Source organism: Micromonospora sp. NPDC049374 (assembly GCF_040677165.1).
GTDB lineage: Bacteria > Actinomycetota > Actinomycetes > Mycobacteriales > Micromonosporaceae > Micromonospora.
Genome location: NZ_JBFAQH010000010.1, coordinates 210,584 through 225,592, shown reverse-complemented (window position 1 = coordinate 225,592; position 15,009 = coordinate 210,584). Strand labels below are relative to the sequence as shown.

9 protein-coding genes are annotated in these 15,009 nt (G+C 73.6%); 2 read left to right on the top strand and 7 right to left on the bottom strand.

Going from position 1 to position 15,009, the window contains the following annotated elements:
- Position 1: 1 nt before the first annotated feature.
- The 5 genes from mptB (AB0J93_RS18615) to AB0J93_RS18595 form a co-directional block, all read right to left on the bottom strand.
- Positions 2–1,639, bottom strand: a complete 1,638-nt coding sequence (gene mptB, locus AB0J93_RS18615; protein ID WP_363923433.1) for a polyprenol phosphomannose-dependent alpha 1,6 mannosyltransferase MptB — start codon at positions 1,637–1,639, stop codon at positions 2–4.
- A gap of 146 nt (positions 1,640–1,785) precedes the next feature.
- Complete coding sequence (gene mptB / locus AB0J93_RS18610; protein WP_363923360.1) at positions 1,786–3,198, bottom strand: polyprenol phosphomannose-dependent alpha 1,6 mannosyltransferase MptB; 1,413 nt, start codon at positions 3,196–3,198, stop codon at positions 1,786–1,788.
- 192 nt (positions 3,199–3,390) lie between these two features.
- Positions 3,391–5,019 carry a hypothetical protein gene (locus AB0J93_RS18605; RefSeq protein ID WP_363923358.1) on the bottom strand — a complete coding sequence of 543 codons (1,629 nt, stop codon included), beginning with the start codon at positions 5,017–5,019 and terminating at the stop codon, positions 3,391–3,393.
- A 59-nt stretch (positions 5,020–5,078) separates the two neighbouring features.
- Positions 5,079–8,261: a bifunctional [glutamine synthetase] adenylyltransferase/[glutamine synthetase]-adenylyl-L-tyrosine phosphorylase gene (locus tag AB0J93_RS18600; protein ID WP_363923356.1), complete on the bottom strand. Its 3,183-nt coding sequence runs from the start codon at positions 8,259–8,261 to the stop codon at positions 5,079–5,081.
- Complete coding sequence (locus tag AB0J93_RS18595) at positions 8,261–9,025, bottom strand: type 1 glutamine amidotransferase (RefSeq protein ID WP_363923354.1); 765 nt, start codon at positions 9,023–9,025, stop codon at positions 8,261–8,263. Before AB0J93_RS18595 ends, AB0J93_RS18600 begins: the two co-directional genes overlap by 1 nt.
- Before the next feature lie 140 nt (positions 9,026–9,165).
- On the opposite strand from AB0J93_RS18595, the gene AB0J93_RS18590 reads away from it, so the two are divergent.
- Entirely contained in the window at positions 9,166–10,095 is a 930-nt protein-coding gene (locus AB0J93_RS18590) for an LD-carboxypeptidase (RefSeq protein ID WP_363923431.1), read from the top strand.
- Positions 10,096–10,223: 128 nt separating this feature from the next.
- Positions 10,224–10,724 carry a hypothetical protein gene (locus tag AB0J93_RS18585; protein WP_363923352.1) on the top strand — a complete coding sequence of 167 codons (501 nt, stop codon included), beginning with the start codon at positions 10,224–10,226 and terminating at the stop codon, positions 10,722–10,724.
- A 174-nt stretch (positions 10,725–10,898) separates the two neighbouring features.
- On the opposite strand, the gene AB0J93_RS18580 is transcribed toward AB0J93_RS18585, so the two are convergent.
- Together AB0J93_RS18580 and AB0J93_RS18575 are read right to left on the bottom strand one after the other, a co-directional pair.
- Positions 10,899–14,306, bottom strand: coding sequence for an AAA family ATPase (locus AB0J93_RS18580; protein WP_363923350.1), 3,408 nt, complete (start codon positions 14,304–14,306; stop codon positions 10,899–10,901).
- Positions 14,307–14,504: 198 nt separating this feature from the next.
- Entirely contained in the window at positions 14,505–14,930 is a 426-nt protein-coding gene (locus tag AB0J93_RS18575; RefSeq protein WP_363923429.1) for a DUF350 domain-containing protein, read from the bottom strand.
- Positions 14,931–15,009 lie beyond the last annotated feature (79 nt).

Genomic DNA, 15,009 nt, shown 5'->3' with positions numbered 1-15,009 from the left:
GTCAGTGGGGTGGGGGCGACCGCTGTGATCGGCGGGCGGACAGGGTCCAGATGACTACGGCGAGGACCAGGATCGTCATCGCGATCGCGCCTGGGGCCTTGGTCAGCCGGGCCAGGCTGGTGCCGTCCGGCAGGGCGAGGAACGAGGCCAGCGCACACGGCAGCACGAACCAGCCGGTCCGGGTCGCCGCCACCGCGAGCAGGGCCAGCGGCCAAGTGGCGTACCAGGGATGAAACACCGGCGCGAGCACCACAGTGGCCGCCAACGCCACCCCCGCTCCCCCCAACACCACCCCAGCCGGGTTGATCATGAGGTTATGGCCTGGGCAAGCGCTTACCCAGGGCAATAACTTCATGATCGACCCGGCTGGGGTGGACTCGGGTGGGGGGTGGAGGGGGTGGAGGGTGTGGAGGGGGTGGAGGGGGTGGGACCAGAGAAGCGGGAGGAAGGCGGCCAGGAGGAGGAGGCCGGCGATGCGGGTCAACGGGACCGCGTTGGGGTGGCGACCGAACAGCTCGCCGACATAGTCGACGAGCATGCCGACGGCTGTCGGTGGCGAGGTCCACTGCACGGTGTCGCCGCTGCGGCCCAGCCCACCGAGCCAGCCGAGCCCGAGATCGGTCAGCAGTGCGGGGACTAGCAGCCCGCCGAAGGCCCCGACGGCCAGCAGGCCACCGTCGCGCAGCAGCGCCCGCACGACGGGCCGCCCCCGCACGGCGGCCAGCGCCGCGAACGGCAGCACCACCACGGCAGTGGCCTTCACCGACACCGCCAGCCCGAGCAGCAACCCGGCCACCAGCAGCACCCCCACCGACGGCCGCCACCACCGCGAGCCGACCGACCGCCGCCGCGAGCCACCCAACGGCCACCACCGCGAGGCTGGCGACGGCGCGACGTCGGCTGGCACCGCCTGCGGGCCCGCGTGCAGACCATCGGGCTTCGGTGCGCGGCGGACCAGGAGCAGCAGGGCGGGCAGGAGCAGGCCGAGCATCACCGCGTCGTTGTGGGCCCCGGCCACCAGGTGCACCCCGACCAGCGGGCAGGCCAGCAGCAGCCAGGTCGCCCGCCGGGGCGGCACGCCGGCTGCCCGGGCCAGGCCGGGCAGGCAGGCCGCCGCCGCCAGCACGCCTGCGAGCGCCAGGATCCGCAGCAGTACCACCGTGCCGACCAACCCACCGCCGAGCACCACGGCCAGCGCGGCGAGCAGCACGAAGAACGGCCCGTACGGGGCCGGGGTGTCCCGCCAGATCGGCGCGACCGCCTCGACCCAGGGGCAACCCGCCGCGGCCACCCCGGTGGCGTACGGATCACCCCCGTCGGCGTAGATCCAGCCCTGGCAGGCGTACGAATAGACGTCCCGGCTGCCCAGCGGAGCGGTGACCAGCAGCGGCAGCGTCCACCACCCGGCGGTCAGGTACGCCCACCTCGTCGACGGCGCACCATCGCGCAACGTCCACCAGGCGCCCACCATGGCGGCCGTGCCGAGCAGCCACAGGGTGACGGTCAGCGGGCCGGCGTCGGTGTTCCACACCCGGTCGGTGGTGGCGTCGGGCAGCGCACCGCCGAGGTAACCGGCGACCGCCAGCAGCAGCGCCCCCACCAATCCGGTGTACCGGGCGACCCGGTCCCGCGTGCCCACCGCCCGGGCATCGGGAGCACGCCCGAGACCCAACTCCGTGCGGGCACCGGACGCGGAGCGGGGACCGGGGTGGGAACGGGCGCCGGGATCGGTCACCGGCGGTACCTCTCCTCCACTGCGGGTCAGGAATCGCCCGCCGGACTGGCCTACTCGACGGGTACCGGTTGACGGGCCGCCGCCCGGGCCTCCTTTGCCGACCGTACCAAGCGGACCGCCACCACGATCACGAACAGCGTCATCAGCGGCGCACCGACCGTCTTGGTGTAGCGGGGCAGGCCGGTGCCGTCGGCCAGCACCAGGAACGCGGCGTACCCGGTCACCGCGCTGAACCACCAGGTGCGCTGCGCGGTGGCGGCGAGCAGCGCCAGCGGCCAGAACCAGTACCAGGGGTGGAACAGCGGGGCGAGCGCCACCGTCGCGGTCAACGCCAGCGCGGCGTGCCAGAGCGGCTCCCGGTGGCGGGCCCGGAACCACAGCCACACCAGCACCGCCGCCAGCACCAGTACCGCGATGCCCCGGGTCACCGGCAGCGCGTCGATGTGCTGGCCGAACGGCAGCGCCAGGTAATTGACGGTCTGCCCGACGGCGGTCGGCGGGGAGGTCCAGGCGACCACCTCGTTGCCGTGCGACAGCCCGGTGATCCAACCGAGGTCCAGCCCGGCGGCCAGGGTCACACCGAACAGCGTGGCCACGGCGCCGCCGACCACCGGCGTACCGTGGCGCAGCAGCGCGCGCAGCGAGAAGCCGCCGGTGATCGCGGCGAGCGCCGCGAACGGCACCACCACCAGCGCGGTCACCTTGATGCCGGCGGCCAGGCCGAGAACGACGCCGCCGGCCAGCAGCGGCCAGAGCCGCCCGGGGCGACTGACCACCACGGCCAGCCCGGCCACCAGCAGCCCGACCATCAGCGCATCGTTGTGTACGCCGGAGATCAGGTGTACCCCGACCAGCGGGCTGGCCAGGGCGAGCCAGAGGGCCCGGCCGACCGGCACACCGCACCGACGGGCCAGCACCGGCAGGCAGGCCGCCGTGAGCACCACACCGGCCACCGCGAGTACCCGGAACAGCGCGATGCTGCCGATCAGGGAACCCGTCGCGGCGACCACCGCGCCGGAGAGCACCACGAACAGCGGACCGTACGGCGCCGGGGTGTCCCGCCAGATGTACGACATGGTGTCCAGCCACGGGCAGGGCAGCGTGGAGACGCCGTACTCGTACGGGCTGATGCCGTTGGCGTAGCTCGCCCCCTGGCAGGCGTACGCGTAGGCGTCCCGGCTGCCCAGCGGCGGGGTGACCAGGAACGGCAGCGCCCACAGCCCGGCGGTGACCAGGGCCCACCGGGCCGACGGCACCCGGTCCCGCAGCGTCCACCAGGCCATCGCCATGGCTGCGGTGCCGAACAACCACAGCCCGATGATCAGCGGCCCGTTCGGCCCCAGCCAGATCTTGACCGGGTTGGGTCGCAGGTCACCGTCGGGCAGGGCGCCACCGAGGAACGCCGCCACGGAGAGCATGATCGATCCGGCCAGTCCGGTCCAGCGCACGAGGTGATGGGGCACGTCCGACATGCTGCCAGTACCGTGCGCGCGGTCCGGAGGTGGGCATCACGCGGCGGGCACGCGCCGCCCTGCCCGGCCTTCGCCACACCGCCCGCCCCCGACAACCACGCACCGGCGAGCGCTCAGCGCCCAACCGCCCAACCGCCCCACCGACCGCCCGACCCACGAGCGGCGAGCGGCGAGCGGCGAGCGTCAGCCGGGCGGGCAGTGGCCGGACGGCCGCAGGCTGCTCGTGACCTCGAACGTGCCCGCAGTGCGGGCCCGTACCGTGGCCCACCCGTCCGCGTCGGGGCTCAGGCACCCGTCGCCCGCGGACAGCGACAGCCAACGGGACCAACGGACCCGGACGAGCACGTCGGCGGGCGCGTCGACGGTGAAGCGCACCCCCGCGTCGTCGGAGGTGACCAGCCGAGCCGGACGGGAGACAAGTGGTGCCGGATCGAGCACCTGGTACAGGCGCCACTGCCCGGGGCGACCGACCTCCCGCAGGTATGGCTGGCCGGCCAGCACGAGCGTCGCCTCGTCCTGGCCGTACCGGTCGAGGGCCGCGTCCGGCGCGACGGCGACGTAGCTGACGGCGTTGCGGCGCAGCCATTCGCCATACCGGCCGGCATCGAGACTGCCGTCGTAGAAGAGCGGGTTACGTCCCACGTCGACCTGCCGCTCCCAGCCTCGGGCCAGTGGTACGGCCGCGGCCATGAAGGCACTCTCCCAGTGGTCCCGCAGCGGCACCACTTCGATCCGGCCGACCGGTGCCCGCCGGTCCAGTTCGTCCAGCAACGGTTCGTAGAAGGTGGCGTACGCGGGTGCCGACCCACGGCGGGCGATGTCGTTGGTCATCACCGGGGACTGCCACCAGAACAGCGCGACGAGCAGCGCGGCCAGCCACCGCCGGCCCAGTCCGACGTACGCCGCGACGACCGGCAGCGCGAAGAGCATCGGCAGGCGCAGCGCGTTCGAGCCGATCGGGCTGGGCAGGTGATAGGCCGCGACCAGGAGCAGCGCGGTGAGCGCGGCACCGACCCGCAGTGCCCGGACCGGTACGAGCGCGAGCACCACCACGGCCAGGGCGAGGTTGATCCGCAGTGATTCGGCGCTGAACGGCTGCCAGCCACCGTTGCCGAAGAGCACCGCCATCGGTGCCACCGTCACCAGCGGCGCCAGACAGAGGACCAGGGCGGCGGTTCCGGGTCGCCGGTCCCGCCAGACGTCGAGGACCAGCAGGGCACCGCCGGCGACGCCGATGAAGAGGCCGGCCACCGGGCTGGCGGCCGTCGCGAGCACGGCTGCCGCACCGGCCGCCGGCAGCCGCCACCAACCCGCCCCCCGAGGGACGGCCACCGCACAGAGCGCGAGCAGCGCCCACATCAGGCCCACCGCGAAGGTGATCCGGCCACTGGCCAGGTTACCCACCAGGACGGCCGCACCTAGCAGGCTGCCGAGCAGCGGACGGCGGGCGCCGGTGAGGACCAGCAGCCAGGCCAGGGCCACGGCGGAGACGACCGCCGCGACCGCACCGAGCGGACGCACCCCCACCAGTGCGCCGAGCGTCTGGGTGTAGAGGCTGTAACCGAACTGGTTGACCCCGCCGTACCAGGAGAAGTCCAGCGGGGCGAGACCGTTGCGCTCGGCGAAACCGGCGCGCGCCACCTGCGCGGAGAGGTCGGTCCCCATGGGCGGGGCCAGCAGGAACGCGACAGCCAGCAGCAGCGACACCGCCAGCGCGCCGAGGACGGGGTAGCCCGGCCGCGGTGCGTCAGCACCCGTGGCAGCCTCGGCGGCTTCCCCGTCCGGGACGGCAGCATGGGTCGATGTCGGCACCGAGCAGTCCTACCACGATCAGTGACCGGCCCTGGTGGCGGGTCACCAGGACGGCTGCGCTACATCTCCAGGACGCGTTCGGTGGCGGCCCGGGAACGGCGGCCGGTGCGCAGGTACTCGTCGAGGAACTCGCCCGGGTCGTCGCGGCCGAGCAGCCGGACCACGCCGGCCAGTTCCACGCCGTGCCGGGGCAACTGGTCACCGGCGCGGCCCCGGACCAGCATCAGCGCGTTGCGGACCTGCGCGGCGAGCGTCCAGCCGGCCGCCATCGCCTCGGCGTCCGCCGGGTCGACCAGGCCCGCGTCCCGGGCGGCGGCGAGCGCGTCGAGGGTACGCGTGCCGCGCAGCTGCGGGTACGCGCCCGCGTGCCGCAACTGGAGCAGTTGCACCGCCCATTCCACGTCGGCCAGGCCGCCGCGGCCCAGCTTGGTGTGGGTGGCCGGGTCGGCACCACGGGGCAGCCGCTCGGTCTCCACCCGCACCTTGATCCGGCGGATCTCGATGACCTGTTCCCGGGTCAGCCCGTCGGCCGGATACCGGATCGGGTCGACCATCTGCTCGAACCGGGTGCCCAGTTCGGCGTCGCCGCAGACGCAGCGGGCGCGCAGCAGCGCCTGCGCCTCCCACACCCGTGACCAGCGGGCGTAGTACTGCTGGTAGGCGGCGAGACTGCGGACCAGCGGCCCCTGCCGGCCCTCGGGACGCAGGTCGGCGTCGACGCCGAGCGGTGGGTCGGGTGCGGGCATGCCGAGCAGCCGCCGCAGCTCCTCGGCGATGGCGTGCGCGGCGGCACTGGCGGAGCTCTCGCTGACCCCTTCCGGCGGGTCGTAGACGAAGAGCACGTCGGCGTCGGAGAGGTAGTTCGACTCGTACCCGCCGAGCCGGCCCACCCCGATCACCGCGAAGGTAAGTCCCGGCATGGCCGGCTGGGCGGCCCGGGCGGTCCGCAGCGCGGCGGCGAGGGTCGCGTCGGTGACGTCGGAGAGCGCGGTGCCGACCGCCGTGATGTCGGACAGGGCGGGCGTGGTCCGACCGCCTTCGGGGCGGGCCGGGGCGAGCGAACCGGCCCGGCTGAGCACATCGGCGCAGGCGAGGCGGAGCAGTTCCCGGCGGCGCAGCGCGCGTACCGCCCGGGTCGCCTCGACCGGGTCGCTGTGCCGGGCCGCGGCGGCGGTGAGGCCGTCGAAGAGCACCTCGCGCGGGCGGGGGCTCAGCTCGCTCTCCTCGGCCAGCAGGCGCAGCGCCTCCGGCTCGCGGGCCAACAGATCCGCGACGTACCGGGAGGAGGAGAGCACCCGGGCCAGCCGGCGGGCCACCGGCCCGGAGTCGCGCAGCAGCCGCAGGTACCAGGGGGTGCTGCCGAGGGAGTCGGAGACCTGGCGGTAGTTGAGCAGCCCCCGGTCCGGCTCGGGGGCGTCGGCGAACTCGCTGAGCAGCACCGGCAGCAGGGTGCGCTGGATGGCGGCGGTACGGCTCACCCCGCCGGTGAGGGCCTGGAGGTGACGCAGCGCCCCGGCCGGGTCGGCGAAGCCGAGGATCTCCAGGCGGTTGCGGGCCGCCTGCGGGGTCAGCCGCAGCCCGTCGGCCGGTACCCGGGCCACCGACTCCAGCAGCGGCCGGTAGAGCAGTTTGGCGTGCAGCCGGCGTACCTCTGAGGCGTGGGTGACCCACTCGGCGCGGAACTCCTCGACGGCGCTGCGCCCGGGTGCGGCGGTGTAGCCGAGCGCGGTGGCGAGCCAGCGCAACGCACCGGGCTCGGTCGGTACGGTGTGGGTGCGCCGCAGGCCCTGAAGTTGCAGCCGGTGCTCGACGCTGCGCAGGAACCGGTAGCCGCGCAGCAGCGCCTCGCCGTCGGCCCGGCCGACGTAGCCGCCGGTGACCAGCGCGCGCAGGGCGGGGATGGTGCCGGGCGCCCGCAACGTCTCGTCGCCCCGGCCATGCACCAGTTGCAGCAGCTGCACCGCGAACTCGATGTCACGCAGCCCGCCGGGACCGCGTTTGATCTCGCGTTCCAGCTCCTTCGGCGGGATGTGGTCGATGATCTTGCGCCGCATCGCCCGGACGTCCTCGACCGCCTCGGGGCGTTCGGCCGCCTGCCAGAGCAGCGGTGCCAGCGCGTCGATCCACTCCTGGCCGAGCGCCAGGTCGCCAGCGGCCGGACGGGCCTTGAGCAGCGCCTGGAACTCCCAGGTCCGGGCCCAGCGCCGGTAGTAGGCCAGGTGACTCGCGAGGGTCCGCACCAGCGGCCCCCGGTTGCCCTCGGGCCGCAGGGCCGCGTCGACCGGCCAGGCGACCAGACCACAGATGTGGATCAGTCGGGTGGCCACGGTGGTGGCGGTGGTCAGGTCGTCGTCCTCGGCCGCCACGAAGATCACGTCGACGTCGGAGACGTAGTTCAGTTCGCCGCCGCCGCACTTGCCCATCGCGACGACGCCCAGTCGCGGTTCCCGGGTGCCCTCGGGCAACTCCGCCACGGCGATCTGGTACGCGGCCGACAGCGTGGCGTCGGCCAGTGCCGAAAGCGCGGCCATGCTCTGTTCCAGGCCGCGCCCGCCGGTCAGGTCGGCCGCCGCGACCCGCAGCAACGCCAGCCGGTACGCCCGCCGCAGCACCGCGACAGGATTACCCTCGCCGGACAGGTCGAGCCGTCCGTCCGCGGTCGGGGCGAGGCCGTCCGGCTCGGTACGCAGCACCGGCCACTGGTCGGGGTTGGCCACCAGGTGGTCGCCGAGCGCCGAGGAGGCGCCCAGCACGGCGAGCAGCCGGCGACGCAGACCCGGATCGTCGTGCAGCGCGGCGAGCAGCGCCGAGCCCGCTCCGATGCCGCCGACGGCCCCCTCGGTTGTCTCCTGGCTCCCGGCAGCACCGCCATTGTCGGCGCCATCCCCGTTCCCGGTGTTCCCGCCCTGGCCGGTGGGGGTCGCCGTGACGCGTCCGGGCCCCGCACCCCGCTGCCGCACCGCCGCTCCCGGGCCGGCGGCGCCGTTCGGGCCGGCCGCCGCACGGTGCTCCGCCTCGACCAGTCGGTGCAGCTGACGCAGCGCCAGATCCGGGTCGGCGGCCCGGGACAGCGCGGTGAGCAGCTCCTGGGCCTGCTCGCCGGTGGGTTCCTGCGTCTGCGGGCGCCACAGGTCGAGCCCGTCCGGCCCGAGCAGGTCGGCGGCACGGGCGCCCGCGTCGTCGTCGGTGACGCCGAAGCCGTAGCGGGCGAGCCGGCCCGTGGCGTTGGTCGGCCGGCCCATCAGTGCCCGAGCAGGGGCAGGCTGCGCCGGGACCCCTCGTCCAGTTCGCCGAGGGCGAGGGCGGCGAACCGCGCCGCGAACGGCTGCCAGACCTCCTCGACGTCGGCCATCACCGCGTCGCAGGCGGAGATCACCAGCTGCGGGTCGTAGCCCAGCTCGGCCAGCAGCGCCGAGTCGGCGGCCCATTCGGCGATCATCGCGGTGTCGCACTCGATGTGGAACTGCAACCCCCAGGCCCGGTCGCCGAGGCGGAACGCCTGGTGCGGATAGCGGGTGGAGGCGGCCAGCAGGGTGGCACCTGCGGGCAGCTCGGTGATCTCGTCGGCGTGCCACTGCAACACATCGGGGATCAGCGGAACGTACCGGAAGAGCGGATCGGACTCGGCCGCGTCACGCCGGCCGACCACGGCGGGCCCGACCTCCGGCCCGGACGGGCTGCGGACGACCGTGCCGGCGTGGGCGGCGGCGAGCAGCTGCGCACCGAGGCAGACGCCCAGGGTCGGCAGCCGGTGCCGCACCGCCTTGCGGAGCAGCTTCTCCACCGCCGGGAACCAGGGCGCCGCCGGCACCCCGTCGACCAGCGGGTAGGCCTGCTGATCACCGCCCAGCACCACCAGGGCGGCGTACCCGTCCAGGTCGGCGGGAAGAGCTTCGCCCGCGTGCGGGCGGACCACCGCCAGCTCCAGCCCGGCTTCGGTCAGCCACTCCCCCAGCCGGCGCGGGTCGTCGGTCGGGTCGTTCTCGATCACCAACGCGGTTGCCACATCGTCGAGGCTATCCGGTCCGGCCGACCAGGCCGGCGCGAGGGATCGGCGCGGTGTCCAGCAACGTCGGCAGGGTCCGGGCCGAGATCCGGTGAACGATCCCGGCCACCGCAGTAGGCTCTGCCGCTGTGTCCGACCGCATCGCGCCCGACGACGTCGTACGCCCGCCCGCCCTGCGCCCCGGCGACACGGTGATGCTGGTGTCGCCGTCCGGACCGACCCGCCCGGAACGGGTGGCCCGGGGCGTGGAGCTGCTCACCGGCTGGGGACTGCGCCCGGTGCTCGCGCCCAACGCCTACGCCCGGCAGGGCTACCTGGCGGGGGCGGACGCGCTGCGGGCGGCCGACCTCAACACCGCGTTCGCCGATCCGCAGGTGCGCGGGGTGATCTGCACCCGGGGCGGGTACGGGGCACAGCGGGTGGTGGATGCGATCGACCTGGCGGCGGTACGCCGTGACCCGAAGGTGGTGGCCGGGTTCTCCGACATCACCGCGCTGCACCTGGCGCTCTGGCGGGGTGCCCGGTTGGCCGGGGTGCACGGTCCCGGGGCGGCCTGGCGCGACGAGCGCACCCCGCTGGCCTCGGCCGAGTCCCTGCACGCGGCGATGACCAGCACCGAACCGGTCACCGTACGCGCCGTCGAGGGCGAGGAGACCTTCGGCGTACGCGTCGGAGGACGGGCCACCGGCCGGCTGCTGGGCGGCAACCTCTGTCTGGTCGTGGCCTCGCTCGGCACCCCGGACATGCCCGACCTGACCGGCGCGGTGCTGCTGCTGGAGGACGTGCAGGAACCGCCGTACAAGGTCGACCGGATGCTGACCCAGCTTCGCCGGGCCGGCGCGCTGGACGGGCTGGCCGGGGTGGCGGTGGGACAGTTCACCGACTGCGCCGACGGCTGGGACACCACGGTGGCCGACGTGCTCGTCGAGCGCCTCGGTGACCTGGGCGTACCGGTGCTGGGTGGCCTGCCGATCGGTCACGGCCCCGGGCAGCTCACCGTCCCGGTCGGTACCCGGGCGACCCTCGACGCCGACGCCGGCACCCTCAGCGTGGTCGCCGCCGTCCGCTGACTCTTTGTCGGACACGTCCGGATTTCAGTCCGGATTGCCAGCTCGCTGACAGCTTCACCATGGTGCACGCCCAGCCAGGCTCGTCACTGTCGGTGACGTCATCGCATCACCGACGAGTTGGAGGAACGATGTCCCGCACGATTTCGAAGAAGCACCTGCTGGCCGGCCTGGCCGCGGCGGGCGTGCTCGGCGTGGGGATCGCCGCTCCCACCGTGGCGCTCGCCGACGACAAGCCCACCCCGAGCGCCAGCGCGAGCAGCGAGCCGCAGGGCGACCGGCAGGAACAGCGGACCGCACGGCAGGCGCAGTTCGCCGAGGCGCTGGCCGAGGAGCTGGGCGTGCCGACCGAGAAGGTGACCGAGGCGCTAAAGAAGCTCCGCGAGCAGCACAGGCCGCAGGGCAAGCCGGACGGTGAGCGCCGTGGTGGCGACCACCCACGTGGCGGCGACCGCGGGCCGCAGGGTTCCCCCGAGGACCGTAAGGAGGCCATGGCCGAACGGCTCGCCACGGCGGTCGAGGAGGGCAAGCTCACCCAGGAGCAGGCCGACGCGATCACCGCAGCCGTCGAGGCCGGCGTCCTCGGTGGCCCCGGCGGCCGGGGCGGTCAGGGCGACTCCGCGGGCAAGTAACCCGGCAGTTATGCGACGCGACGCCGTACCGGCCGTGACAGCCCACGGCGCGACGGCAGGCGGGGCGGCATCCGACAGCTGGATGCCGCCCCGCCTGCGCACTGGCTAGAACCGATGGCCGGTCCGGGTCACCTCAGGGGCGGTCGACGTCGACCGCCCTCCGAGCGGGCTGCCTCAGTCGTCAGCCGCGACCGCGTCCCCGACACCGTCCTGTCGGTGTGACAGTTCGCGATCCGACCAGTTGGGATCGGCGAGCGGTCGGAGCCGTCCAACCAGGTCGGGGCGGCGGGCACCACACCGCCGCCGGAAGCTCTCCGCCTCCGAGGCCGAGACCGGGTCCCGGCGAAGTTCGAGTTCGTACAGGCGCACAAGCACCTCGGCACTGAACTCATCCAGCCAGTCGGCGGGCTGGCCCCGCCCCGCAGCGCCGCCCCGGGCACCCACCACAAGACGGGGAACGAGGGCACTGAACCGCAGGTCCGCCTGCCGGTCCCGGCCGAGGAACGCCAGCACACAGCGAAACGTCGACACCTGCAAACCCACGGTCAGATACAGCTCCGCGAGACGACGGAGCACACCGGCCACGAAGCCCGGAGGCAACTCGATGTCGGCGGTCATGCGTTCCAGCAGCAACGCGACGATCCCGCCCTGATCGGGGTCCTCGTCGTACGAGTCGAAGGTGGCCACCAGACGCTCGTACGCCCGCTCACGTCCGGCAACGCCTGCGGACGACAACGATGCGAGCGCCACATCGAGCAGCAGTCGCGCCTCCGACCGGTCTCCCTCCGGGAAGGTGTAGAAGCTCTCCAGGTCCGAACGGGCCAGCGCCTCCTGCCGCACCCCCTCGGACAGGAGGAAGTCGAAGGGTTCCACCACGTGCAGCACCGCCTCGACCGCCCGGTCGCACTCGAAGTAGGCGGTGTGGTGAAGGACCTCGATGTCGTTCCCGCTCTGCGCGTACACGTACCGGGCGTCCGTGTCGACGGCATCATCTCCGCTGCCGTACTGCCAGCGGAGGTCGATGCGGGCTGGGAGCGGCTCGTCCGGCGGCCGGATCGACAGGATCAACTCCTGGCCCCGCCCCGCCCACGTCCTGATCGGGCGCACCGCCGCCAGCAGACCGAGGTGGTCCTCCACGGGAAGCTGCGCCCGCCACCACAATGCGTCACGCCGCCACCGGTCTGTACCCCCCGCCGGGGCCGAGTAGAGGACGGCACACGACAGGTCCCCCACGCACAGGGCGAGCACCAGCAGGTTCGCCGAGTAGACCGCGTACCGGGCAGGCACCGTCAGACCGCTCGGCCGGTACGAGTCGAGGCGGCGCGCCCTGGACTCGTACGGCGCCGACCGGAACAGCCGCAGCAGCAGATCCGTCCAGGCGGACCGCCACTCGTCGTCCCGGCTGGCGAGCCGCTCGGTGAGGAATCCGAGCACCGGAGCCCGGATGGTGAGCACCGCGTGGGACAGCAAGGCGTGCAGCAGGTCGTCGTCGACCGGTGCGCCGCCGAGGCCGCCGATGCTTGCGGCCTCCCGGGCCACCAAATCGTCGACCACCTTCCAGGTGAAACGGGCCACCAGGTACTCGCCGAACGTGGCGTGCAGGAACTCGTACGTCTCCCGTCGGCCGTCGTCGGTGGACGCCCTGGAACGGTGGATGAAGAAGAACCGGCCCAGCACGACCTCGGCGCCCCGCAGCGGGCTGCGCAACCCGCTCCGGTCGGCGGGTGCCGTCCCGCCGACGGACAACGCGGCCAGATCGGCGTCGAGATCCTGCTCGCTCACCCACTGGGCGCGGCGGTTGAACATGGCGAACGCCACGACCGCGAGCCGCCGCAGCTCCTCCTCGACCGCCCGGTCCAACTCCCGCTCGGGCAGGCCGTCGCGCTGTTTGGTGATCTCCCGCCGGGCGAATCGGCGCAGCAGCCGCTCGTACAGCTCACCCCGGCGCAGCTCGCCGGCATCCCGCAGGTCGTTGCCCTCGGCGTCGTAGAGCGCCAGCATCAGCAGTAGCAACGGCTGCCCCGCCAGGTCACCGTGCGCGAGCACGGTCGCCGGGTCCAACGGCTGGACACCGAGTGCCCGGAACGAGGCGCGGTTCGCCCGGTTCCAGGTCGTGACCCAGGTGTGGACGCGCATCTCGTCGAACGGCTCCAGGCGGACCGCCACCGTCCCGGGTGGTGGCTGCGCCCGGTCGGCGACGCTGGTCCGGCTGGTGACCAGGACGGCCACCGGCCGCCCCTGATCGGCCTCCCGAAGCTGGAAGTTGGCCACCCGGCGGAGGTAGTCGGTCTGGCTGACGCCAGTGGCCTGGAGCAGTTCGTCGAAGCCGTCGAGCAGGACGACCGGCAGCGCGTCGGCCGCCGAGCGGGACAGCCTCCGCCAGTCCGTCCGGTCGCCGGTGTCGTCGCGCACAGCCTGCTCGATCTGGTCCTGCAGGTCGCCGGCGGCGTACACCTCGCGGAGCACCACCCGGACGACGAGGAAGTCGGCGGCCGGTAGCTGCGCGGCGAGGACCCGGGTCAGGACCGACTTCCCGGAGCCCGGCTGCCCGAGGACGAGCAGGGGCGCCCGGGTCGCCGCCGGCGAGGTGAGGTGGACCACCAGGGACTGCCACAGATCGTCGCGGAGCGTCTGGCCGTCCCACCACGATTCGTCGGCGGGCCGTGCGCCGGCGCCCAACTCCTCGATGCGGCAGAGAGGCGGCACGTACGACTCGCCGAGCGTCGGCACCGTCAGCCCCGCCGGCACGTCGCCGGAGCTGACGATGGGGCGGCGCAGTTCGGCGGCGTACGCTGCGGCAAGGGCGGCGCGTCGCTCGTCGGGCTGGTCGCCGGTGGTGATCGCGCTGAGTGCCTTACGTAGGTCGGTCAGCCCCAACGAGAGGGATCGGACCTGGGTCCTGGTCGCCTCGTGTTCGTGCAGCCCGATCCAGAACGTCACCTCGGGGAAGTCGGTCGCGAGCTGGGTGAGCAGGTCCCGGTGTCGGTCGACGGCGGCCGTCGGCAGCCGCAGCATATGCTCCTCGGCTGTGCGCCGACGCTCGGCTTCCAGGTCCTCCCAGGCGACCAGCCCGCGCAGGAAGCGGAGCAGGCTGCCGACCAGCCCGTCGTAGTACCTGGTCAGGGCCGCGCGGAGATCGGGATAGGGCAGGTGCGGGCCGGGCAGCGGCGCGGCGGTGGCGAAGAGCGCATCCGTGAGAGCGTCATCAACCACCGCCCCGGCACCGGCGAGCGCCAACTGCTCCGCCTTGCTGACACGCAGCGCAGCGACGTCGGCGGGGAGGCCGATCTCCTCCAACGCCTCGAAGAACGCCGTCACCGCGATCACCGCGTGCGCCGCCTCCAGCCGCTGCGTGCGCCCGTACCGGGACAGGCCGGAACGCTTTTCACCGGCCGTCCGCAGCAACTCGTGACCGAGCCTCACGAACTCGGCCTTCGCATCGAAGACGCCCAGCAGTGCCGGCACCGGCACCGACGCGGCCAGCAGCGCACCCCCCGTCAGCTTGTCGAACCAGTCGACGAACCTGCTCTTCCCCCCGCCCAACAGGCGCACCGCGTCGGAGTAGCTGAGCGTGTCGGGCACGCGGTCCTCCCAAGGAACGGCAGACCGACCAGGATCCCGGATCGGCAAGGGCAGCGCTGTCGGGTTTCAGACCAGGCTGAGCGGGCGGACGCGGTCACGCGGGACGTCCGGATCCCCGGGCGCAGTTCGCGGCGGGCGCTGCTCGACACCTGCCGGCCGCCCCGCGACGCCATGGGAGCGGCCGGCTACGGCGAACGCTCAGGCGATGCAGGCGCAGACGATCAGCGCGGCGCCGAAGTGGCTGGCGGCGCTGACCCGGGCCACCGGGTGCGGCTCGTCGGCGCAGATGACCTCGCCGAGCTTGCCCGGCGTGATCAGATCCAGCACGAAGAAGGCCAGCGCCATGATGCCGAGACCGATCAGCCCGAAGATCACCGTCGAGGCCAGCCCCTTGGCGAAGTCGCTGTAGCTGGTCAGGATCGCGGTGAAGACGATGCCGGCGACGCCGAGCTGGTTCGCGGCGAGCAGCAGGCCAGCGTTGGCGTTACGGCGTACCCAGATCAGGTCCCGCAGTTTGCCCGGGGTGAGCAGGTCGACCAGGACGAAGCCGGCGGCCATCAGGCCGACGCCGACGATCCCGAACACCACGCTCTGCCAGGCTCCGCTGAGCAGATCCTCCAGCACCGACTGCCTCCCGACGAGTCTCCGGCCGGCGGGTGCCGGCACGGTGATCGAGACGATAGCGGCACCGGGCAACGCCCGG